Origin of the sequence: Kitasatospora mediocidica KCTC 9733, assembly GCF_000744225.1 — a bacterium.
Taxonomy (GTDB): Bacteria; Actinomycetota; Actinomycetes; order Streptomycetales; family Streptomycetaceae; genus Kitasatospora; species Kitasatospora mediocidica.
The window spans coordinates 1,332,775-1,353,679 of the sequence record NZ_JQLN01000005.1 but is presented as its reverse complement, the minus strand read 5'-3'; the positions used below and the strand labels follow the sequence as shown (position 1 = coordinate 1,353,679).

Below are 20,905 nucleotides of genomic sequence, written 5' to 3'. Positions count from 1 at the left end.
CGATTGTCCAGCGCCTTCACTCGGCTGTGGCCACAATGAAAAGACAACCGAACAATCGGTGGCGAGGCAACCCCCCTCCCGCTCTCCAGCGGACCTGCCCCTCCCCACCCCTTGGAGGTGCCCGAGATGACAGTCCTCGACCACAGGCCCACGGCGTCTGTGCCTGGCTGGCTACCCGGAGCGACCGGCCCCCGGACCGACCCCGCGCCCCTCCTCCCGGACCCCTCGCCGGTCCGCCTGCTCGGTACCCCCGACCTGGAGAAGGCCGACCCCGCCCTGCTGCTCGACCTGTACCGCCGCCTGGTCGTCGGCCGGCGCTACAACCAGCAGGCCACCACCCTCACCAAGCAGGGACGGCTCGCCGTCTACCCGGCCTCCACCGGCCAGGAGGCCTGCCAGGTGGCCGTCGGCGCGGTCCTCCAGCCGCAGGACTGGCTCTTCCCCAGCTACCGCGACACCCTCGCCGTGGTCTCCCGGGGAGTGGACCCGCTGGAGGCGCTCACCCTGCTGCGCGGCAACGCGCACACCGGCTACGACCCGGTGGCCACCCGTACCGCGCCGCTCTGCACCCCGCTGGCCACCCAGGCCCCGCACGCCGTCGGGCTGGCGCACGCCGCCCGGCTGCGCGGAGAGCCGGTGGTCGCGCTCGCCATGCTGGGCGACGGCGGTACCAGTGAGGGCGACTTCCACGAGGCGCTGAACTTCGCCGCCGTGCTGAACGCCCCGGTCGTCTTCCTGGTGCAGAACAACGGCTACGCGATCTCCGTCCCGCTCACCCAGCAGTCCGCCGCGCCCAGCCTGGCGCACAAGGCGGTCGGCTACGGCATGCCCGGCCGGCTGGTGGACGGCAACGACGCGCCCGCCGTGCACGCGGTGCTGGCCGAGGCGGTCGAACGGGCCCGCAGCGGCGGTGGCCCGACCCTGGTGGAGGCGCTGACCTACCGCCTGGAGGCGCACACCAACGCCGACGACGCGACCCGCTACCGCGAGGACGCCGAGGTGGCGGCCTGGCGCGAGCACGACCCGATCCTGCTGCTGGAGCGGCAGTTGCGCTCCTCCGGGCTGCTGGACGACGCCGTCGCCACGGCCGCCGTCGAGCAGGGCGAGGAGCTGGCCGCCCGGATGCGTGCCGAGTTCCACGCCGAACCGGAGCTGGACCCGACCTCGCTCTTCCGGCACGTCTACGCCGAGCCCACCCAGCAACTCCAGGAACAGGCGGCACAGTTGGCAGCCGAGCTCGCTGCGGAGGCGGCCCGATGAGCACGCTCACCCCCGCCGGCACCCGTACCAGCACGATGGCCCAGGCGCTCAACGCGGCGCTGCGCGACTCGCTGCGCGAGGACCCGGCCGTGCACCTGCTCGGTGAGGACGTCGGCGCACTCGGCGGGGTCTTCCGGATCACCGACGGGCTGACCGCCGAGTTCGGTGCGGACCGCTGCCTGGACACCCCGCTGGCCGAGGCCGGCATCCTGGGCACCGCGATCGGCATGGCGATGTACGGGCTGCGCCCGGTGGTCGAGATGCAGTTCGACGCCTTCGCCTACCCGGCGATGGAGCAACTGGTCTCGCACGTCGCCAAGATGCGCAACCGGACGGCCGGCCGGATGCCGCTGCCGATCACCATCCGGATCCCCTACGGCGGCGGGATCGGCGGGGTCGAGCACCACAGCGACTCCTCCGAGGCGTACTACGCGGGCACCCCCGGCCTGCACGTGGTCACCCCGGCCACCGTGCAGGACGCCTACGGGCTGCTGCGGGCGTCGATCGCCTCGGACGACCCGGTGGTCTTCCTGGAGCCCAAGCGGCTCTACTGGTCGAAGGGTGAGCTGGACCCGGCGGCCGCCGTTTCGGCCGCCGCGGAGCCGATCGGCAAGGCCGTGCTGCGGCGCACCGGCCGCTCGGCGGTGCTGATCACCTACGGTCCCTCGCTGCCGGTCTGCCTGGAGGCGGCCGAGGCGGCCGCCGCCGAGGGCTGGGACCTCGCGGTGCTGGACCTGCGCACGCTGGTCCCGTTCGACGACCGGACGGTCTGCGAGGTGGTCCGCTCGCTCGGCCGGGCGGTCGTCGTGCACGAGTCGACCGGCTTCGGCGGGGTCGGCGCCGAGATCGCCGCTCGCGTCACGGAGCGGTGCTTCCATCATCTGGCCGCGCCCGTCCTGCGGGTGACCGGCTTCGACATTCCCTACCCGCCGCCGATGCTGGAGCACCACCATCTGCCCGGGGTGGACCGGATCCTGGACGCGGTCGCGCGACTCCAGTGGGAGGGGTGACATGGTGCCGATCGTGCGCGAGTTCACGCTGCCCGACCTGGGCGAAGGGCTGACCGGGGCGGAAGTGGTGCGCTGGCTGGTGGAGGTGGGCGAGGTGATCGCCGTCGACCAGCCGGTGGTGGAGGTGGAGACCGCCAAGGCCGTGGTGGAGGTGCCCTGCCCGTACGGCGGCGTGGTCACCGCGCGGTACGGCGAGCCCGGCGAGGAGCGGGCGGTCGGGCAGCCGCTGGTGACGGTGGCGGTGGGTTCGTCGGAGTCCGGCGAGGCCGTGGACCAGCCGCTGGACGACGGCGCCTCCGGCAACGTGCTGGTGGGGTACGGGGTTTCGGCGGGCGGCAAGGGTTCGCGGCGGCGCCGGGTCGGGGTTCCGGCCGTGCCGATCGCTCCAGCTGTGCCGACCGCTCCGGCTGTGCCGACCGCTCCTGCTGTGGCGCCTGCTGCGGCTGTGGCGCCCGCTCCGGCGGTGGTCGCTCCCGCCGTGGTCGCGGTGATCTCTCCGTTGGTGCGCCGGCTGGCGCGGGAGCACGGGATCGACCTGGCCGGCCTCACCGGCAGCGGCCCCCAGGGCCTGATCATGCGGGCCGACGTCGAGCGCGCGGTGGCGACGCCGGCCGTGGCCGCGCCCGCGCCCGCTGCTCAGGCGCCGGCCGACGCGACGTCGGTCCCGCTGCGCGGGCTGCGCCGCACGGTGGCCGAGAAGCTCACCCGCAGCCACCACGAGATCCCCGCCGCCACCTGCTGGGTGGACGCCGACGCGACCGAACTGCTGGACCTGCGCCGCCAGATGAACCAGGGCAACGGTCCGAAGGTCAGTCTGCTCGCGCTGCTCGCCCGGATCTGCACGGCGGCGCTGGCCCGCCACCCCGAGCTCAACGCCAGCGTCGAACTCGACGCCGCGGGAGCCCCGGTGGCGCTGCACCGGCACTCGGCCGTCCACCTGGGCTTCGCGGCCCAGAGCGACCGCGGCCTGATGGTCCCGGTGGTGCGCTCCGCGCATCTGCTGTCCACCGAGCAACTGGCCGCCGAGCTCTCCCGGTTGACCGAGTCGGCCCGCTCCGGCTCGCTCACTCCGGCCGAACTCACCGGTGGCACCTTCACGTTGAACAACTACGGCGTGTTCGGGGTGGACGGCTCCACGCCGATCCTCAACCACCCGGAGGCGGCGATGCTGGGGGTCGGCCGGATCGTTGCCAAACCCTGGGTCCACCAGGGCGAGTTGGCGGTTCGCCAGGTCACCCAGCTGTCCTTCACCTTCGACCACCGGGTCTGTGACGGCGGTACGGCCGGCGGGTTCCTGCGGTTCGTCGCGGACTGCGTGGAGCAGCCGGGGATGCTGTTGCGCCAGCTCTGAGAACGGCGGGGTGTCCCGTGTCCCGTCCGCGCGCGAATCGGCCGAGCCTAGCGTGCGGGCGGGGAGGGTGTCCGGCGTTCACTCAACTTGTCGGATGAGCTTTTTGGTCGTGCCACGCTACCCGAGGCGTTGCTGGGACGACCGGAGGCGAAACGATTCTTTTGAGTACGCGTCAGGCTGAGGTGAAGTCGCTTCCCGCGCTGCTGGTTCGTTCCGGGCACGGGTCGGTCGCGGCGTCCGCGGTGCCGGGCATGCCGGCTCCGGCGGCGCCCGCGGGGGACGTGCCGGTGCCGACCCAGGTCGCCGGGGTTCCGGTCCCGCCGCGGCCGACCGTGCCGCCGACCATTCCCGCGCCGCCGCCGGCGCCGGTGGTGCCCGTCCCGGCGGCCGCGCCCGTCCCGGCGTCCTTCCTGCCGGTGTTGCACACCGCCGAGCCGGCGCCGCACGGCGCCGAGCGGCCCGCCATCGAGCCGCTCTTCAGCTGGGCCCCGGGGCTCAACTGGGCCGGCCCGGGCGACCAGTGGAGCCAGGCCTGGGAGAACCAGGAGCCCGGAGTGCCCCCCGCTCCGGGTGCGGCTCCCGGCCCCGACGCCTCGCGGGAGCAGGCCGCCGCCGAGCCGCCCACCGCCCGCGACATCGAGCTGATCCGGGCCAGTCTGGCCGTCGTCGAGCCGGTCGCCGACCGTGCCACCGCGCACTTCTACGCGTTGATCTTCGTCCGTCACCCGGAGGTCCGCGCACTCTTCCCGGCGGCCATGGACGTCCAGCGCGACCGGCTCTTCCGGGCCCTGCTGATGGCCGCCCGCAGCGCCGACGACCCGGCCGGTCTGACCGCGTACCTGACCCGGCTGGGCGAGGGCCACCGCAAGTACGGCACGCTGACGGGCCACTACGGCGTGGTCGGCGAGTGCCTGGTCGCCGCGCTGGAGAAGTACTGCGGCAGCCGCTGGGACGCCGACACCGAGGTGGCCTGGCGCCGCGCGTACGGCCTGATTTCGAAGATCATGATCGACGCGGCCGAGGGCGCCGCCCGGCACTCGCCGCCGTGGTGGCAGGCCGAGGTGGTCTCGCACCAGCAGCGCGGCCGGGACGTCGCGGTGATCACCGTGCGCCCCGACCAGCCGTACCCGTACCGGGCCGGGCAGCACGCCACCCTGGAGACGCCCTGGTGGCCGCGGGTCTGGCGGCACTTCTCGTTCGCCACCGCGCCGCGCCCGGACGGTCTGCTGACCTTCCACGTCAAGGCGGTGCCGGCCGGCTGGGTCAGCAGCGCACTGGTCCGCCGGGCGGCCCCGGGGGACGTGCTGCGGCTCGGTCCGGCGGCGGGCTCGATGGTGGCCGACCACGCGGATCCGGCGCACCTGCTCTGCGTCGGCGGCGGCACCGGCATCGCGCCGATCAGCGCGCTGGTCGAGGAGGTGGCCGAGCGGGGCGCGGCCGGCCGCCGGGTGGAGGTCTTCTACGGCGCCCGCCAGACGGGCGAGTTGTACGAGCTGGAGTCGCTGCGGCGGCTGGCGCACCGTCACCCGTGGCTCTCGGTGCGACCGGTGCTCTCCGAGGAGCGGGTGCAGCCGGGCGCCGCGCTGTCCGGGCTGCTGACCGACGTGGTGGCCCAGCTCGGGCCGTGGGACGGCCACCACGCGTTCCTGAGCGGCCCGGCCGCGATGGTGCGCCGCGGGGCGGGCATGCTGGCCAGGTCCGGCGTGCGGCCCGAGCACATCCGGCACGACCTGGTGGGCGACCTGGCGTAGCGCGCGTCGGACCCGCGCCGGTCAGCCCAGGTCGTCGGCGAGCATCGCGCGGACACCCTCGATGTTGGCGGCCAGGTAGGCGCGCAGCGAGGGCGGCACCAGGTTGACCGCGGTGACCCCCTCACGGGTGAACGGCAGCCGGACGATCTCGTACTCGCCCTGCGGCTCGTCCACCTCCGGGCCGTGCCGCCGCGAGGGGTCCATCCCGGCCAGCCGGCAGACGAAGAAGTGCTGCACCTTGACCCCGTGCGGGTGCAGCAGGCTGCCGTCCTCGTGGTGCGAGTGGGCGACCGTGTCGACGAAGGCCGGGACGATGTCCTCCACCTTGCCGCCGAGCTCCTCGTCCACCTCGCGGTGCAGTGCGTCGACGACGGTGCGGTCCTCGGGCTCGACGCCGCCGCCGGGCGTGATCCAGTACGGGTTGCTGCCGGGCCGGGTCCGCTTGATCACCACCAGCGAGGCGGTGCCGTTCGGGTCGTCGGCGGGCAGGTCGAGCAGGATCGCCCGGGCCGTGCGCTTGACGACCGGACGGGGATGCGGAGTGCGGGACGGGCGGGCTTCGGGAAGGCCCATGGTCACCTCAGGTCACCTCCGGGAGGGTCCGGGTGGCTGCCGGACCGGCACGTTGTGCGGGAGTCTGCCGCAGCCGTCCGCCGCTGAAACTCGCACAGGTGAACGAAGAGGAGTGGTGCGTTCCGCTTGACCGCGGCGAACGGGCGGGGAATGCCGAAGGGGCGGGCAGCGGACCAGGTCCGCCGCCCGCCCCTTCGCCCGGATCAGCTGTAGTAGCCGAACAGGTCGACGATCACGTGGGTGTTGCCCGCGGACACGTTGGTGAGGTTGACGATGCCGTCAGGACCCACCGGGACGGTGACCAGGTTGGGGATGGTCTCGCCCGCCGTCCAGTTCAGGTTGGACGAGTTCGGCCGGCTGCCGCCGGTCGGCCAGGCCGTCAGGAAGCCCTCGGACGTCGGCGCGGTGACCGTGACGTTGAGGACCACCGCCTTCGCCCGGCCCACCGCGGTGGTGGTGTCCAGGTGCAGCTGGCGGGTCTCGCCGCCGGCCAGCGCGGCGGCGTTCGTGCCCAGGCCGCTGCGGGTGTCCATCAGCCGGCGCGGGAACGAGGTGTGGAAGGGCGAACCCGCCGGGGCCGCCGCCGAGAAGTACCCGAAGACGTCCGCGACCACGTGGGTGGTGCCCGCGCTGCTGTTGTACAGCGTCACCTTGCCGTCCGGGCCGAGCGGGACGATCACCTGGTTGGGGATGGTCTCGCCGGGCGTCCAGTTGAGGTTGGAGGTGCCGATCGGGGTAGTGCCGGAGGGGACCACCGTGAGGAAGCCCTCGCTGGTCGGCGCCGTCACCGTGACGTTCAGGACCACGGCGGTGACGCCGGTGGCCGGGATGCCCGCGCGGCCGGCCACCTGGAGGGAGACCGAGGAGTCGGACGGGATCGGCGTGGTGGTCGGCGTGCCGATGGCGCCACGGGTGTCCAGCAGGCGGTTCGGGCCGGCGCTGGTGAAGCTCGGACCGCTCGGGTTGGCGCTGGTGTAGTAGCCGAAGACGTCCGCCACCAGGTGGGTCGGGCCCCAGCCGCTGTTCAGCAGGACGACCTTGCCGTCCGGGCCGACCGGCACCGTCACCAGGTTGGGGATGACCTCGCCGGCCGTCCAGTTCAGGTTCGAGGTGGTCGGCACGATGCCGCCGGAGGGGTAGACCGTGAGGTGCCCGTCGGTGGCGCTGTCGGTGGTGGTCACGTTCAGGACGACCGCGGTCAGGCCGCTGGACGGGATGCCCGCCCGGCCGGCGATCTGCAGCGGGACCGAGCTGAACGCGGGGACCTTGCCGGTGCCCGGGGTGCCGACGGCCGCGCGGGTGTCGAGCAGCCGGGTCGGCGGCGTCGCGGTGAAGGTGCTGCCCGGCACGCAGAGGTTGCTCGCCAGGTTGCCGCCGTTGGGCGTGCCCAGGCCCGAGGCCATGTCGTAGCCGGGGCCGCTCTGGTAGGCGGCGCCGGTGATGTTGTTGCCGCCGACGGTGACGTCGTGCAGCGAGGAGCTGCCCGCGAGCTTGTAGAGCGTCGGGTTGAGCAGGCCCACCGGGCCGCTGGTGGTGCAGGCGGACGAGGCGTCGGCCTGCGCGGCGATGGCGGCCCAGACCGGCGCCGCGGCGCTGGTGCCGCCGAGGCGGATCCAGTACGTGGTGGTGGCGTTGGCGTTCAGCGCGACCAGGTAGCCGGTGTACGGGTCGGCCAGCGCCGACACGTCCGGGACCTGGCGGCAGGCCTGCCCGGCGCCCGCGTTGCACGGGGTGCCGCTGTAGCCCGGGCCGGTGAAGCCGGCCTGGAAGCCGGTCGCCTTGTCCAGGGCCCAGGCCTGCGAGATGCCGCCGCCGCCCGCGCCGTTGTTGCGGTTCCAGACCGACTCGGCGACGGTCGCGCCCTGGCCGGTCATCGAGGTGCCGCCGACGCCGGTGATGTACGGCTGGCTCGCCGGGTCGTCGGTGGAGAGCCGGGTGTCGGGGGCGCCGGGACGCGCGCAGTCCGTCGAGCCGGAGTCGCCGGAGGCCGCGACCACGGTCTGACCCTGCGCCGCCGCCTGCTGGAGAGCCAGGTTCTCGGCGGTGATCTGCGCCGGGGCGCCGTTGTTCGGGTCGAGCAGGGCCGACTCGCAGACACCCCAGCTGGTCGAGATGACCTGGGCCTTGTTGTCGTTGACGATCTGGCGGAGCACGTCCACCGTCTGGGTGCTGCTGGCCAGGGCCGCGTCGGGGCCCTGGTAGACCAGGATGCTCGCCTTCGGGGCGAGGCCGATCACGGTGTCGATGTCCAGCGCGGACTCGCCGCCGACGGCGCCGTCGTTGGTCGGCGCGGCGGTCGGGCCGCCGTCGACCTTGATCCGGGAGATCGGGGCGTTCGTCCCGTAGCAGTTCTGGAAGGCCGCGACACCGCTGTCGCTGTAGTCCTCCAGCTCGTACAGGGCGACCGTGACGCCCGCGCCGGCGTTCGGCAGCGTCTGGGCGCCCATGCCGTAGGCCTGGGCGAGGGAGTCGTAGCTGTAGTAGTCGCGGTTGTTGACGAAGCCGTTGGTGGTGGACTCGAAGTTCACCAGGTTGGAGCAGATCTGCGGCGCGCCCCCGGTGGCGTGCGCGCCGGGCGTGGTGCTCGCGTTGGCGGTCGGCACGGCGGTGGTCTCGTGCGGGTTCGCCAGGTGGTTGTGCGCGCGGGCCAGGTTGTCCAGGCCGACCACGGCGGTGACCGCGCCGGCGGCCTTGGCCGACAGGGCGGGCGCGGCGGTGTTGGCGTAGGCGGTGCTGCCGTCGGCCAGCTTGTAGCCCGCGAAGCCGGTGCCGAAGGCCTTCTTGGCCTGGGCGACGGTGGTGTCCACGGGGATGGTCAGGCCGTCGCCGCCCAGCGCGCCGGGGTGCAGGCCGGCCGCGGCCAGCGCCTTGCTGACGGTGGCGACGGTCGCCTGGTCGGCGCCGAAGACCTGGGCGAACTGACCGGTCTTCAGGTACTGGTGGTAGCGCGAGGAGGTCGGCGACGCGACGTCGCTCAGGAAGCTCTTCAGCGCGGCCGGGTCGCGCGGCGACAGCGTGACGCTCAGCTGGAGCGCGGTGTCGTCGGCGGGTCCGGCGGCCGGGGTCGCGTCGGCCGGGGCGGCGGGCGCGGAGCCCACCCGGACCGGCGCCGGCGTCGGCGAGTCGGCCAGTGCGGTGCCGGGGGTCAGCAGCGCGGCCACCACGGCCACGCAGGCACCGCCGGTGAGCAGGCGTCTCGTGGCGGTACGGGATATTCGAGGACCGCCCAGCGGACCCAGGGGACTGGCCATCCATGCTCTCCAGGTGCGTGCACAAAAAAGAGGAGCGCGCGGCGTGCGCTGCTCCATGACGTCGAATTAACCCTGACGTGCCATAAGTCGCTTGTTTATATCATTTTCAGACAGGCGCTCTGCGAACAATATTGCCCGGCGCTGACAGCGCGCCGGGCAGGTCCTGCGATCAGCGGGTCCGGGCTCAGTCGTCGTCGCCCACCGCCATGTTGAGGCCCCAGGACACCAGGCTGATGATCAGCGAGCCGAGCAGGGCCGGCCAGAAGCCCGTCACGTGGAAGTCCAGGTTCAGCTTGTCGGAGGCGAACGAGGTCAGCCAGAGCATCAGGGCGTTGATGACGAAGGTGATCAGGCCCAGGGTGAGGATGAACAGCGGGAACGAGAAGAGCTTCACCACCGGCTTGATCAGCCAGTTCACCACGCCGAAGATCACTGCGACCGCGAGAACGGTCAGCGTCTGGTGCTGCCAGTCACCGTTGGAGAGCGTGATCCCGCTGACGATCCAGGCGGCGACCCAGATGGCTGCCGCGTTGATGAGGGTCTTGACCGCGAAGTGCTTCATGGCTCCGCATCGTCGCAGGCCTGGCCGGTTGGTGGAAGTCCCGGCGGGGGGATGTTGCCTGTCAGGGTGTTGAATGCCGCTGTACCGAGACGAGGAGCAGCGGCGAATGAAGGTCTTCCGGCTGGACGAGCTGGACGCGGAGCGGGCGGCCAACGAGGGGGCGTACCTGCGTTTCCTCAAGGAGCGGCACATGTCGGCGGGGCTGTACGCGCTCTCGCCCGGCGACACCGACACCCAGAGCGCCCACGAACAGGACGAGATCTACCAGGTGGTCAGCGGCCGGGCCTACCTGACGATCGGCGCCGAGACCACCACGGTCGGGCGGGGCACCGTGGCGTACGTCCCGGCCGGGGTGCCGCACCGGTTCCACCACATCACCGAGGAGCTGCGGGTCCTGGTGGTCTTCTCGCCGCCCGAAGCCTGAGGCCTGCGGGGGTCGCTTAGGGTCGCGGTATGACCCAGACGCTGACCGAGGAACTCTGGACGGCCATCGAGCCGGTCTACGCGAGGATCCTCGACCACCCCTTCCTGGCCGGCCTGACCGACGGGACCCTGCCACGCGCCGCCTTCCGGCACTTCGTCGTGCAGGACTCGCACTACCTGCGCGACTACGCCCGGGCGCTGGCCGTCTGCGCCGCCAAGGCGCCGGGCGAGCAGGAGGTCCGGGCCTTCGCCGACGACGCGATCGGCGCGCTGGCCGCCGAACAGGGCATGCACGCCGAGTTCCTGGACGCCTTCGGGGACACCGCCGCGCAGGCCGCCGCCGAACCGGTGCTGCCCACCACCCGCGCCTACACCAGCTACCTGCTGGCCACCGTCTACGGCGGCTCGTTCGCCGAGGCGGTCGCCGCGGTGCTGCCCTGCTACTGGATCTACGCCCGGGTCGGCGAGCAGCTGCTCGCGCGTTCCTCGCCCGACCCGCTGTACGCCAAGTGGATCGCGACCTACGGCGACGAGGCGTTCCAGTCCGTGGTGCGCCGGGTGCTGGAGCTCACCGACCGGCTCGGCGAGGAGATCTCGCCGGCCGAACGCCGCCGGGTGACCGAGCACTTCACCACGACATCGCGGTACGAGTGGATGTTCTGGGACGCGGCCTGGCGGGGCGAGACCTGGCCGGTCTGAGGCGGGTACGGGTGAGGGCCCCGGCTGTTCAGCCGGGGCCCTCATGTGTTCGGGGTCAGTTGTTGGTGAAGTAGCCGAAGAGGTCGGCGACGAAGTCGGTGTGGCCGGTGAAGTTGTAGATGTCGGCCTTGCCGTCGGTGCCGACCTGGGTGATGGCGTGGTTGGCGATGTCGGTGTTCGGGACGACGTTGAGGTTGCTGGAGCCCGGGCGCGGGGTTCCGTCGGCGTAGACGGTGAGGAAGCCGTCGTTGTCGCCGCCGGTGGCGGTGATGTTGAGGGCGGCAGCGGTGGCGCCGGCGGGGAGGCCGCCGAAGGTGGTCACGCTGCCGGGGCCGGGCTTGGCGGCGGGGCCGGCGTCGCGGGTGTCGAGTAGGCGGGTCGGGGAGACGGGGGTGAAGAGGCCCTTGCCGTCGGGGCTGTAGTAGCCGAAGACGTCGGCGATGACGTGGACGCTGCCGCTGTGGTTGTAGATCGTCACCTTGCCGTCGGGGCCGACGGGGACGATGACCTGGTTGGGGGTGTTGCGGCCGGGCTGGAAGTTGAGGTTGGAGGTGCCGGTGAAGGCGGTGCCTGAGGGGTAGGCGGCGAGGTAGCTGGAGTCGGTGGCCTCGGTGGTGGTGAGGTTGAGGACGACGGCGGTGGCGTTCGTGGGGACCGAGGCCTGGCCGGTGACCTGGAGGGGCAGCGTGGCGGCGGGGCCGAGCTTGCCGGCGTCGCCGCCGTTGCGGGTGTCCAGGATTCGGGCGGGGGTGGTCGGGGTGAACTTGGAAGCTGCGCCGGGCATGTAGTAGCCGTAGACGTCGGCGATCGCGTCGACCGAGCCGGTGTTGGTGGCGACCTGGAGGTCACCGCCGCTGTTGACCGGGACGGTGACCAGGTTGGCGATGTTGGTGCCGGCCGTGTAGTTCAGGTTGGACGTGCTGGGCTGGGGCGTGTTGGCCGGGAAGACCGTGAGGTGGCCCGTCTGGTTCGCGTTGGTCGCGGTCAGGTTGAGCACGACCGCGGTCGCGCCCGCGGGGACGCCAGTGATGATGTACTGCGGCGAGCCGGCGGTCAGCGGCTGGTGGCTGCCCATCATCGGGTTGCGGGTGTCCATGACCCGGTGGGGCGTGACCGGCACGAACCCGGCCGGGTCGTACTCGGCGTCGACCGGGATGCTGGTGGACTTGGTCGTGCCGGTCTCGTCGGTCAGCGTCAGGGTGACGGTGTACTTGCCCGGCTTGGGGTAGGTGTACGGACCCTGGGACGAGGACGTGACGCCGTTGCCGTAGTCCAGCACTGTCTTCTCGATGGCCCACGGGTCGGTGGTGCCGGTGGTCGAGAAGGTGAAGGTCAGCGGTGTGGTCTGCTTCTCGGCGGTCAGCGCCGGGACGAACGGACCGGGCGCGTTGACCACGACCTGCCGGTCACGGCCGATCACCCGGCCGCCGAGACCGTCCGTGACCGTCACGATCGGCGTGTAGCTGCCGACCGTCTGGTAGGTGTGGTTGAGGGTCCGGTCAGTGGTGACCACCGCCGGGCTGCCGTCGCCGAAGTCGAACGAGTAGCTCAGCTTGCTGGACCAGCTGTCCGTGGCGGTCACGCTGACGGTCGCGGTGAGCGGAGCGGGGCCCTGGGGCGAGGGGGTGGTGCTTCCCCGGACGTACAGCGTGGCGCCGGCCAGGCCGTCGAACTCGTACGCGCCGCGGTCCCGGAAGGTGCCGCCCGGGCCGGAGTTGGTCACCGTGGGGTCGTCGATCGGGCTGTTGCCCAGCCGGTCGGTGTCCAGCAGCCCGGGGGCGGTCGAGTCGGCCGAGTCGATCGCCGGGGAGCCTTCGGTCAGCTCGTCGAAGGGCGCGGCGCCGCCGTTGAACGTCACGTCGGAGTCGATGTCGTGGGCGCCCTGCCCAGTGGCGGTGTGCAGTGCCGCCGCCGTCGGGTAGGCGGTGCCGGACCAGTTGTACGCGGAACCGCCAGTGGCGGGGCGGACGATGTTGTAGTCGCTGCGGCTCTGCGCGGCGGAGTCGGCCGAGACGGCGAACTGGACCTGCGGGGTCCCCGCCAGGCAGACCCCGTTCGGGGCCAGGGTGGCGATGTTGTTCTCCACCACCGAGCCGGTCGATGCGCCGGACAGGCTGACGGCGGTGCCGCAGAAGGACTTGACCGTGTTGTTGACCACCACGGTGTTCGGGGCGCCGACGGCGGTGATGCCGACGGTGGGCCCGCTGTAGAGGTCGTTGCCGACGACCGTGGTGCGCTGGGCACCGGCGTCGACCAGGACCGGCGAGCGGCTCATCAGGACGTTCCGGCTGACCGTGATGTCACTGCTCTGGCCCGACACGTGCACGGCGGCGGTCGTGGTGAGGGGCTCGGTGCCGGGCTCGCGGTAGTTGCCGTCGATCGTGACCCGGGCGGAGTCGGTGATCGCGATCGCGTCGGGCGACTGCGAGAGGTCGAAGTGCTGGATCACGATGTCGTGGGCACCGGTCACGACGAAGGCGTGGGCCTGGTGGACCGGGTTGGCCTTGGTCGAGATCTCGGCGGTGTAGGAGCCGACCGTGATCACCCCGCCGCCGCTGAAGGTGATGGGCTGGCCCTGTGTACCGGAGTGGGTGATGGTCACCTGGCTCTGGTATGTGCCGTCCGGCGAGACCTGGACGGTCTGCCCGGGCTGGGCGGCGTCGGCTGCGGCCTGGATGGTGCAGTAGGGCTGGGCCTGGGTGCCGGTGCCGCTGTCCGAGCAGTGGGAGCTGGCGGCGTTGTCCACGTAGAGCGTGGTGGCGTCGGCCGACGCGGCTGACGTCAGCGGGAGGCCCAGGGCGGTGATGAGTCCGGCGGCGGTGAGGCCGCCGATGGCGCGGTAGCTGCGCACGTACTTCCCCCAAAGAAGATGATCAGGGCGCGATGCTATCGGGGAGACATCTGGGTGGTCTCCGGGGGTTCTCTTGAGGACGCACCAGGGCCCGGCCGTTGTGCGGCCGGGCCCTGGTGCGTGTCTGCTGGTTGGTCAGTTGTTGGTGAAGTAGCCGAAGAGGTCGGCGACGAAGTCGGTGTGGCCGGTGAAGTTGTAGACGTCGGCCTTGCCGTCGGTGCCGACCTGGGTGATGGCGTGGTTGGCGATGTCGGTGTTCGGGACGACGTTGAGGTTGCTGGAGCCCGGGCGCGGGGTGCCGTCGGCGAAGACGGTCAGGAAGCCGTCGTTGTCGCCGCCGGTGGCGGTGACGTTGAGGGCGGCCGCGGTGGCGCCGGCGGGGAGGCCGCCGAAGGAGGTCACGCTGCCGGGGCCGGGCTTGGCGGCGGGGCCGGCGTCGCGGGTGTCGAGTAGGCGGGTCGGGGAGACCGGGGTGAAGAGGCCCTTGCCGTCGGGGCTGTAGTAGCCGAAGACGTCGGCGATGACGTGGACGCTGCCGCTGTGGTTGTAGATCGTCACCTTGCCGTCGGGGCCCACGGGGACGATGACCTGGTTCGGAGTGTTGCGGCCGGGCTGGAAGTTGAGGTTGGAGGTGCCGGTGAAGGCGGTGCCGGAGGGGTAGGCGGCGAGGTAGCTGGAGTCGGTGGCCTCGGTGGTGGTGAGGTTGAGGACGACGGCGGTCGCGTTGGCCGGGACCGAGCCCTGACCGGTGATCTGGAGGGGCAGCGTGGCGGCGGGGCCGAGCTTGCCGGCGTCGCCGCCGTTGCGGGTGTCCAGGATGCGCGCGGGGGTGGTCGGGGTGAACTTGGCGGCGGCGCCGGGGACGTAGTAGCCGTAGACGTCGGCGATCGCGTCGACCGAGCCGGTGTTGGTCGTGACCTCCAGCTCGCCGTTGGTGCCGAGCGGGACGGTGACCAGGTTGGCGATGTTGGTGCCGGCCGTGTAGTTCAGGTTGGACGTGCTGGGCTGGCTCGTGCCGGCCGGGAACACCGTGAGGTGGCCGGTCTCGTTCGCGTTCGTCGCGGTCAGGTTGAGCACGACCGCGGTCGCACCGGCCGGGGCGCGCGTGATGATGTACTGCGGCGTGCCGGGGACCAGCGGCTGGTGGCTGCCCATCATCGGATTACGGGTGTCCATCACCCGGGTGGGCGTGATCGGGACGAAGCCCGCCGGGTCGTACTCGGCGTCGACCTGGACGCTGGTGGACTTGGTCGTGCCGCTCTCGTCGGTGAACGTCGCGGTGACGGTGTACTTGCCCGCCTTGGGGAAGGCGTGCTGACCCTGGGAGTGGTCCTGAGTGCCGTCGCCGTAGTCCAGCACGGTGTTGCTGATCCAGTACGGGTCGGTGGTGCCGACGGTCGAGAAGTCGAAGGTCAGCGGCGAGGACAGCTTGGTGGCGGTCAGCACCGGGACGAGCGGTCCGGGAGTGTTGACCACGACCTGGCGGTCGCTGGCGACCGCCCGGCTGCCGAGGCCGTCCGTGACCGTCACGGTCGGCGTGTAGCGGCCGACCGTCGGGTAGCTGTGGGTGGCGGTCGGGCTGGTGGAGACCACCGCCGGGCTGCCGTCGCCGAAGTCGTACGAGTAGCTCAGTGCGGTGGTCCAGGTGTCCGGAGCGGACACGGTGAGCTTGGTGCTCAGCGGCGCGGGGCCTTCGGGTGAGGGCGTGGTGGCTCCCTGGACGATTATCGAGGGGTGGCTCAGTCCCTCGAACTCGTACGCGCCGCGGTCCCGGAAGGTGGCGCCGGAGTTGGCCACGGTGGGGTCGTCGGCCGCCGGGTTGCCCATCACGTCGGTGCCCTGGATCCCCGGCGCGTTCGGGTCGGCCGAGTCGATCGCCGGGGAGCCCTCGGTCAGCTCGGCGAGGGGTGCGTCGTTGACGCTGAACGTCACGTCGGCGTCGATGTCGTGGGCGCCCTGCCCGGTGGCGGTGTGCAGTGCCGCTGCCGTCGGGTAGGCGGTGCCGGACCAGTTGTACGCGGAGCCGCCCGTCGTCGGGTGGACGACGTTGTAGTCGGTCCGGCTCTGCGGGGCGGAGTCGGCCGAGACGCCGATCTCGACCTGCGGGCTCCCGACCGGGCAGTTCCCGAGCTTGGACACGGTGACGATGTTGTTCTCGATGACGGCGCCGGTCGATCCGCCGGTCAGGCTGATGCCCGAGCCGCAGGTTGACCTGACCGTGTTGTTGACCACGACCGTGTTCGGAGCACCGACGGCGGTGATGCCGACGGTGGGTCCGCTGTCGAGGTCGTTGCCCTCGACCGTGGTGCGCTGGACCCCGGCGTCGATCACCACGGGCGAGCGGTTCCACAGGATGTTCCGGCTGACCGTCACGTCGCTGCTCTGACCCGACACCCGTACGGCGACGGTCGAGGCGGCCGACTCGGTGTCGGGCACATCTTCGTCGTTGTCGATCTTGACACGGGCGGAGTCGGTGATCGCGATCGCGTTGGTCGACGTGGAGACGTCGAAGCCCTGGATCACGATGTCGTGGGCGCCCGACACGGCGAAGGCGTGAGCCTGGTTGGCGCCGGTCTCGATCCAGGCGTGGTTCGAGTTGAACGCGGGCACCCCACCGCCGCTGAAGGTGATGGGCTGGCCCTGTGTCCCGGAGTGGGTGATGGTCACCTGGCTCCGGTAAGTGCCGTCCGGCGAGACCTGGACGGTCTGCCCGGGCTGGGCGGCGTCGGCCGCGGCCTGGATGGTGCAGTAGGGCTGGGCCTGGCTGCCGGTGCCGCTGTCCGAGCAGTGGGCGCCGACGGCGTTGTCCACGTAGAGCGTGGTGGCGTCGGCGGCGGCGGCCTGGATCGGCAGGCCCAGGGCGGTGATGAGGCCGGCGGCGGTGAGGCCGCCGATGGCGCGGTAGCTGCGCACGTACTTCCCCCCAAGAAGATGATCAGGGCGCGATGGTATCGGGGCGCTGGCGGGCGGTTCCCGGGGGTCCCCCTGGCTTCGGGGTCAGGGGGATCTCCGGGTTCTCTCGGGGACCGGATCCCTCGTTTCCGCCGGTTGCCCCTCGTACGATCGAAGTACCGAAAGCAGACGGGATGCGGCCACCGAGCGGTGGCCGACCCGAGGGGGAGAGAAGGAACGGACATGGCCGAGCTCTGGAAGTCACTGCCCTCTTGGGTGCGCAACATCGTCGTCCCGATCATCGTGCTGGTACTCGCCTGGAACCTGGTCTGGTTCGTGGTCGGTGTGGTCAGCGCGCTGGTGGGGTTCCTGATCAAGGCGCTGGTGGTGGTCGGTATCGCGGCCGCCGTGGTGATCCTGGTCAAGAAGGCCGCCAAGAGCTGACGCACCGCGCACCGAAGCGACGACGCCCGCCCCACCGTGTCCGGTGAGGCGGGCGTCGTCGTGGGGTCGCGCGGTGCGTCAGCCGTTGGTGAAGTAGCCGAAGAGGTCGGCGATCAGCTGGGTCGAGCCGGCGCCGTGGTTGAGCACCTCGACCCTGCCGTCGGCGCCGATCGGCACCAGCGTGTGGTTCTGCGTGGTCTGGCCGGCGACGAAGTTGACGTTGCTGGTGTTCGGCGGCGCGATGCCGTCCGGGTAGGCCGTCAGGAAGCCGTCGCCGGTGGGCGCGGTCTCGGTGAGGTTGAGGACGGCCGCTGTCGCGCCGGCCGGGACGCCGCCCGCACCGCCGACCTGGATGCCGAGCGCCGTGCCGCCGGCGACCGGGTGGCCGCCGGCGTCGCGGGTGTCGACCAGCCGGGTCGGCGGGACCGGGGTGAACAGGCCCTTGCTGTCGGCGCTGTAGTAGCCGAGCACGTCCGCGACGGCGTGCGTGCTGCCGGAGTGGTTGTAGATGTCGATCCTGCCGTCCGGGCCGACCGGGACGATGACCTGCCCGGGGACGGTCTGGCCGGGCGTGAAGTTCAGGCTGGAGGTGGTGGGCGGGCCGGACCGGCCGCTCGGGCGGACGGCCAGGTAGCCGGTGGCCGTGGGCTCGGTCGCGGTCAGGTTCAGCACCACGGCGTCCGCGCCGACGGGCACCGCCCCCCGGCCGGTGACCTGCAGGGAGGTCCAGGAGAACGGGGCGAGCTTGCCGCCGGCGGCGTCGCGGGTGTCGAGCAGCCGGGCCGGGGCGACCGGACTGTACCCGTCCTTCGCGTTCGGCAGGTAGTAGCCGAGGACGTCGACCACGACGTGGACGCTGCCCGCGAGGTTGGTGATGTTCAGGCCCGGCCGGGTGCCGACCTGCGAGACGGTGACCAGGTTGGCGACCGTCTGGCCGGGGACGACGTTGAGGTTGGAGGTCCCGGTGGGCTGCTGGCCGGCCGGGCTGACGTCCAGGTGGGTGGAGGCGGTGGCGTCGGTGGCCGTGATGTTGGCGACGATCGCGGTGGCACCCGAGGGAACGGAGTCCACCGGCACGTACAGGGTCTCGCCCGGTCCGACCGGCCGCGCGCCCGGGGCGCGGTGGTAGAGCTCCGGCGTGCGCGAGTCGTACACCCGGGTCGGGGCGACCGGCACGTAGCCGGCCGGGGTGTAGCCGACCTGCACCGTGTTGCGGGTGACGGCGGTGCGACCGCCCTGGTCCTTCTCGGTCAGCGTCACGGTGTAGCTGCCCGGCTGCCGGTAGGTGTGCTGGGCGCTGGAGGCACCGGTCTCGGCCGGGGTGTTGTCGCCGAAGTCGAAGGAGTAGCCGGTGATGCGCCACGGGCCGGTGCTGCCCTGGCTGCCCGCGCCGATCTCCAGCAGCCCGATGCCCTGGGTCGTCAGCTTGGGAACGAGGTCGCCGGGCTCGCCGACGGTGACGAGGCTGGCGTAGTTGCCCTCGCTGGCGGGGGTGCTGACGAGCCGGCCGCCGTAGGAGTCCGTGACGGTGACGCCGACCTGGTAGCTGCCCTTGGCCGGGTAGAGGTGTTGTGCGCTCGGATCCGTGGTGACGACCGGGGCCGAGCCGTCCCCGAAGTCGAAGCTGTAGCTGACCGGCCCGGGCCAGCTGTTCGAGACCCGCGCGGTGGCGGTGACCAGCAGGGCGGCGGGGCCCTGGGCGGGGTCGGCGCTCAGGCTCACCGCCGTCAGGCCCTCGAACTCGTAGGCGCCACGGTCGCGGTAGCCGCCGGCCGGAGCGGTGTTCGCGACCTTGGGGTCGTCCACCGGGACGTCGCCCAGCAGGTCGGTGCTCAGCATGCCCGGCGCCGCGGGGTCGGCCGAGTCGATGGCGGGTGAGGCCTCGCTGAGCTTCTCGCGCGCGCCGTCGCGCACCAGCGGCGTGGCGTCGTCGAGGTCGTGGGCGCCCTGGCCGGTCGCCGCGCGGAACGCGGCGGGCTGATAGTTCCGGCCTGCCCAGCTGTAGACCCCGCCGCCGCCGTTCGCCTGGTCGACGACGTTGTAGTCCACGGTGGTGTGCGCGGCCGAGCCGGCGGAGACCAGCAGTTCGGCGTCGCCCGTTCCGTCCGCCGGGACCGTGCCGATCCGGTTGCCGGTGAGGATGTTGTTCTCGACCGAGCTGCCGGTGGAGGCACCGGCCAGGCTGAGCGCCGGGCGCGGGCCGCCGGAGAGGGTGTTGCTGGTGAGGACCGTGCCGACCGCGTCGACCGCGGAGACGGCCGTCGCGCTGGAGTCGAAGAAGTGGTCGGTCGTCAGGGTGGTCCGCTGGGTGCCGGCCTCGATCGAGACGCCGCCGGTGAACTGGAAGTCGCTGCGGCCGACCGTGACGTCGGAGCTCCGGCCGGTCACCCGCAGGGCGGGCGGCTGGACGGTCTTCGCGTAGTAGTCGCCCCAGAAGCTCGTCTGGTCGAGCGCGACCTGCGAGGAGTCGGTGATGGTCGCCGACACCGTCGGCTGCTCGAAGGCGATCCGCTCGATCCGGACGTCGTGGACGCCGCTGACCGAAAGCGCGGGCGTGCCGGCGTCAGTGGGCTCGATCGTGACGGACGGCGTCGGGTCCTGCACCGACAGCGGGCCGCCCGCGAAGGTGATCGGGTGCCCGGGGGTGCCCGACCGGGTGAGGTGCAGCTGCTCGCCGTACCGGCCGGGCGCGATCCGCACGGTCTGCCCCGGCTGGGCGGCGTCGGCGGCCGCCGCGATCGTGCAGTACGGGGTCTGCTGCGAGCCGACGCCCGCGTCCGAGCAGCCGATGACCTGGCTGACGTAGAGCGTGCTGACGTCGGCGGAGGCCGCCGGTACGGGCAGCCCGAGGACTGCGGTGATGGCTGCGGCACCGAGGCCGACAGCGTTGTGGAGGCGCAAGGCGCACTCCTCCCCCCGGATGGTGTGGAACGTTCTGTTGATCGTTCTTTATCACGGCGCGCGCCCGGGGCGCTCGGGCATATCCGTCCAGCTGTCATCGCACAGCCGTGACAGCTGTCATGCCGAACTGCGCACAGTCGGCACTGACGGGTGGTCAGCCCCGCGCGGGAGGCTGGGCGCAGCGCGGAAACGACCAGCGGAGGAGCGGACCATGAGCCAGAGCGTCATCACCCCGGAGGCTGTCCCGACGGCCGTCCCGACGGTCGGCCGGCCGGCCAACCCGCTGGTCGTCGCGTTGTGGCCGCTGGCAGTGGACATCGTGGTGCCGCTGGCCGTCTACTACCTGGCGCACTCGGTGGCGGGCCTGGGCCTGGTCGCCTCGCTCACTCTGAGCAGCGTCGTCCCGGCGGTCCGGACGCTGGCCGGCCTGCTGCGGGAGCGTTCGGTGAACGGGCTGGCGGCGCTGATGCTCGTGGTCAACGTCGTCGGGATCGCGCTCTCCGCGCTGGCCGGTGACCCGCGGCTGATGATCGCCAAGGACGGCGCGGTCAGCAGCGTGATCGGCTTCTCGATCCTGTGGTCGGCCTTCGGCGCCCGCCCGTTGATGAGTGCCGGGCTGAAGCCCTTCCTGACCAGGGGGGAGGCGACGCTCGCCGCCAGCTGGGACCGGCTGGCCGAGCGCTCGACGGCGTTCCGCCGGGCGGAGCGCGGCTTCTCGGCGGTCTGGGGGATCGCGCTGGTGGCCGACTGCGCCCTGCGGATCGTCCTCGCCTACACCGTCCCGGTGGCGACGATGGCCTGGCTCTCCACGGTGCTGCTGATCGGTGCGATCGGCGTCGCCAGCGTGGCGAGCGGCCCGTTCAGCGAGCGGATGAAGAGCCTGCTCACCGCCGAGACCGCCTGATCCCCCCACCCACACGACTCAGGAGAACCCGCC

At 72.2% G+C, this 20,905-nt stretch carries 14 protein-coding genes; 8 read left to right on the top strand and 6 right to left on the bottom strand.

Translation table 11 applies throughout. The features are described 5' to 3' along the window. The first annotated feature begins 126 nt into the window (after nt 1–126). From pdhA to BS80_RS19955, 4 genes are all read left to right on the top strand, one after another. A complete protein-coding gene (gene pdhA, locus BS80_RS19975; protein ID WP_035799268.1) occupies nt 127–1,260 on the top strand; it encodes a pyruvate dehydrogenase (acetyl-transferring) E1 component subunit alpha in 1,134 nt (377 codons plus the stop codon). Further along, the gene (locus BS80_RS19970) at nt 1,257–2,270 is read left to right on the top strand and encodes an alpha-ketoacid dehydrogenase subunit beta (protein ID WP_035799264.1); all 1,014 of its coding nucleotides are present in this window, start codon (nt 1,257–1,259) and stop codon (nt 2,268–2,270) included. Before pdhA ends, BS80_RS19970 begins: the two co-directional genes overlap by 4 nt. A 1-nt stretch (nt 2,271) precedes the next feature. Then, nucleotides 2,272–3,621 (top strand): dihydrolipoamide acetyltransferase family protein, encoded by a 1,350-nt coding sequence (locus tag BS80_RS19965; RefSeq protein WP_408607416.1) that lies wholly within the window; start codon nt 2,272–2,274, stop codon nt 3,619–3,621. Nucleotides 3,622–3,782: 161 nt separating this feature from the next. Further along, nucleotides 3,783–5,372: a globin domain-containing protein gene (locus tag BS80_RS19955; protein ID WP_232246537.1), complete on the top strand. Its 1,590-nt coding sequence runs from the start codon at nt 3,783–3,785 to the stop codon at nt 5,370–5,372. A 21-nt stretch (nt 5,373–5,393) separates the two neighbouring features. Here the strand turns inward: BS80_RS19955 and BS80_RS19950 are convergent, their stop codons facing one another. From BS80_RS19950 to BS80_RS19940, 3 genes are all read right to left on the bottom strand, one after another. Further along, nucleotides 5,394–5,945 (bottom strand): NUDIX domain-containing protein, encoded by a 552-nt coding sequence (locus BS80_RS19950; protein ID WP_051967153.1) that lies wholly within the window; start codon nt 5,943–5,945, stop codon nt 5,394–5,396. A gap of 203 nt (nt 5,946–6,148) precedes the next feature. After that, nucleotides 6,149–9,196 carry a S53 family peptidase gene (locus tag BS80_RS19945; RefSeq protein WP_157536405.1) on the bottom strand — a complete coding sequence of 1,016 codons (3,048 nt, stop codon included), beginning with the start codon at nt 9,194–9,196 and terminating at the stop codon, nt 6,149–6,151. A 184-nt stretch (nt 9,197–9,380) separates the two neighbouring features. Next, complete coding sequence (locus BS80_RS19940; RefSeq protein ID WP_035799248.1) at nt 9,381–9,758, bottom strand: phage holin family protein; 378 nt, start codon at nt 9,756–9,758, stop codon at nt 9,381–9,383. Nucleotides 9,759–9,864: 106 nt separating this feature from the next. Here BS80_RS19940 and BS80_RS19935 point away from each other — a divergent pair, with 106 nt between their 5' ends. Further along, nucleotides 9,865–10,182 carry a cupin domain-containing protein gene (locus BS80_RS19935; protein WP_035799243.1) on the top strand — a complete coding sequence of 106 codons (318 nt, stop codon included), beginning with the start codon at nt 9,865–9,867 and terminating at the stop codon, nt 10,180–10,182. Nucleotides 10,183–10,211: 29 nt separating this feature from the next. After that, nucleotides 10,212–10,880, top strand: a complete 669-nt coding sequence (tenA, locus tag BS80_RS19930; RefSeq protein WP_035799242.1) for a thiaminase II — start codon at nt 10,212–10,214, stop codon at nt 10,878–10,880. A gap of 55 nt (nt 10,881–10,935) precedes the next feature. Here tenA and BS80_RS19925 read toward each other — a convergent pair whose 3' ends face one another. Beyond that, nucleotides 10,936–13,731: a PKD domain-containing protein gene (locus tag BS80_RS19925; protein WP_035799240.1), complete on the bottom strand. Its 2,796-nt coding sequence runs from the start codon at nt 13,729–13,731 to the stop codon at nt 10,936–10,938. Between the two features lie 135 nt (nt 13,732–13,866). Beyond that, complete coding sequence (locus BS80_RS19920; RefSeq protein ID WP_035799237.1) at nt 13,867–16,644, bottom strand: right-handed parallel beta-helix repeat-containing protein; 2,778 nt, start codon at nt 16,642–16,644, stop codon at nt 13,867–13,869. A 222-nt stretch (nt 16,645–16,866) separates the two neighbouring features. On the opposite strand from BS80_RS19920, the gene BS80_RS19915 reads away from it, so the two are divergent. Then, nucleotides 16,867–17,067 (top strand): DUF5326 family protein, encoded by a 201-nt coding sequence (locus BS80_RS19915; RefSeq protein ID WP_035799234.1) that lies wholly within the window; start codon nt 16,867–16,869, stop codon nt 17,065–17,067. 78 nt (nt 17,068–17,145) lie between these two features. On the opposite strand, the gene BS80_RS19910 is transcribed toward BS80_RS19915, so the two are convergent. After that, nucleotides 17,146–19,968, bottom strand: a complete 2,823-nt coding sequence (locus BS80_RS19910; protein WP_035799225.1) for a PKD domain-containing protein — start codon at nt 19,966–19,968, stop codon at nt 17,146–17,148. 211 nt (nt 19,969–20,179) lie between these two features. On the opposite strand from BS80_RS19910, the gene BS80_RS19905 reads away from it, so the two are divergent. After that, complete coding sequence (locus tag BS80_RS19905; RefSeq protein WP_083974942.1) at nt 20,180–20,872, top strand: VC0807 family protein; 693 nt, start codon at nt 20,180–20,182, stop codon at nt 20,870–20,872. Nucleotides 20,873–20,905: the final 33 nt, after the last annotated feature.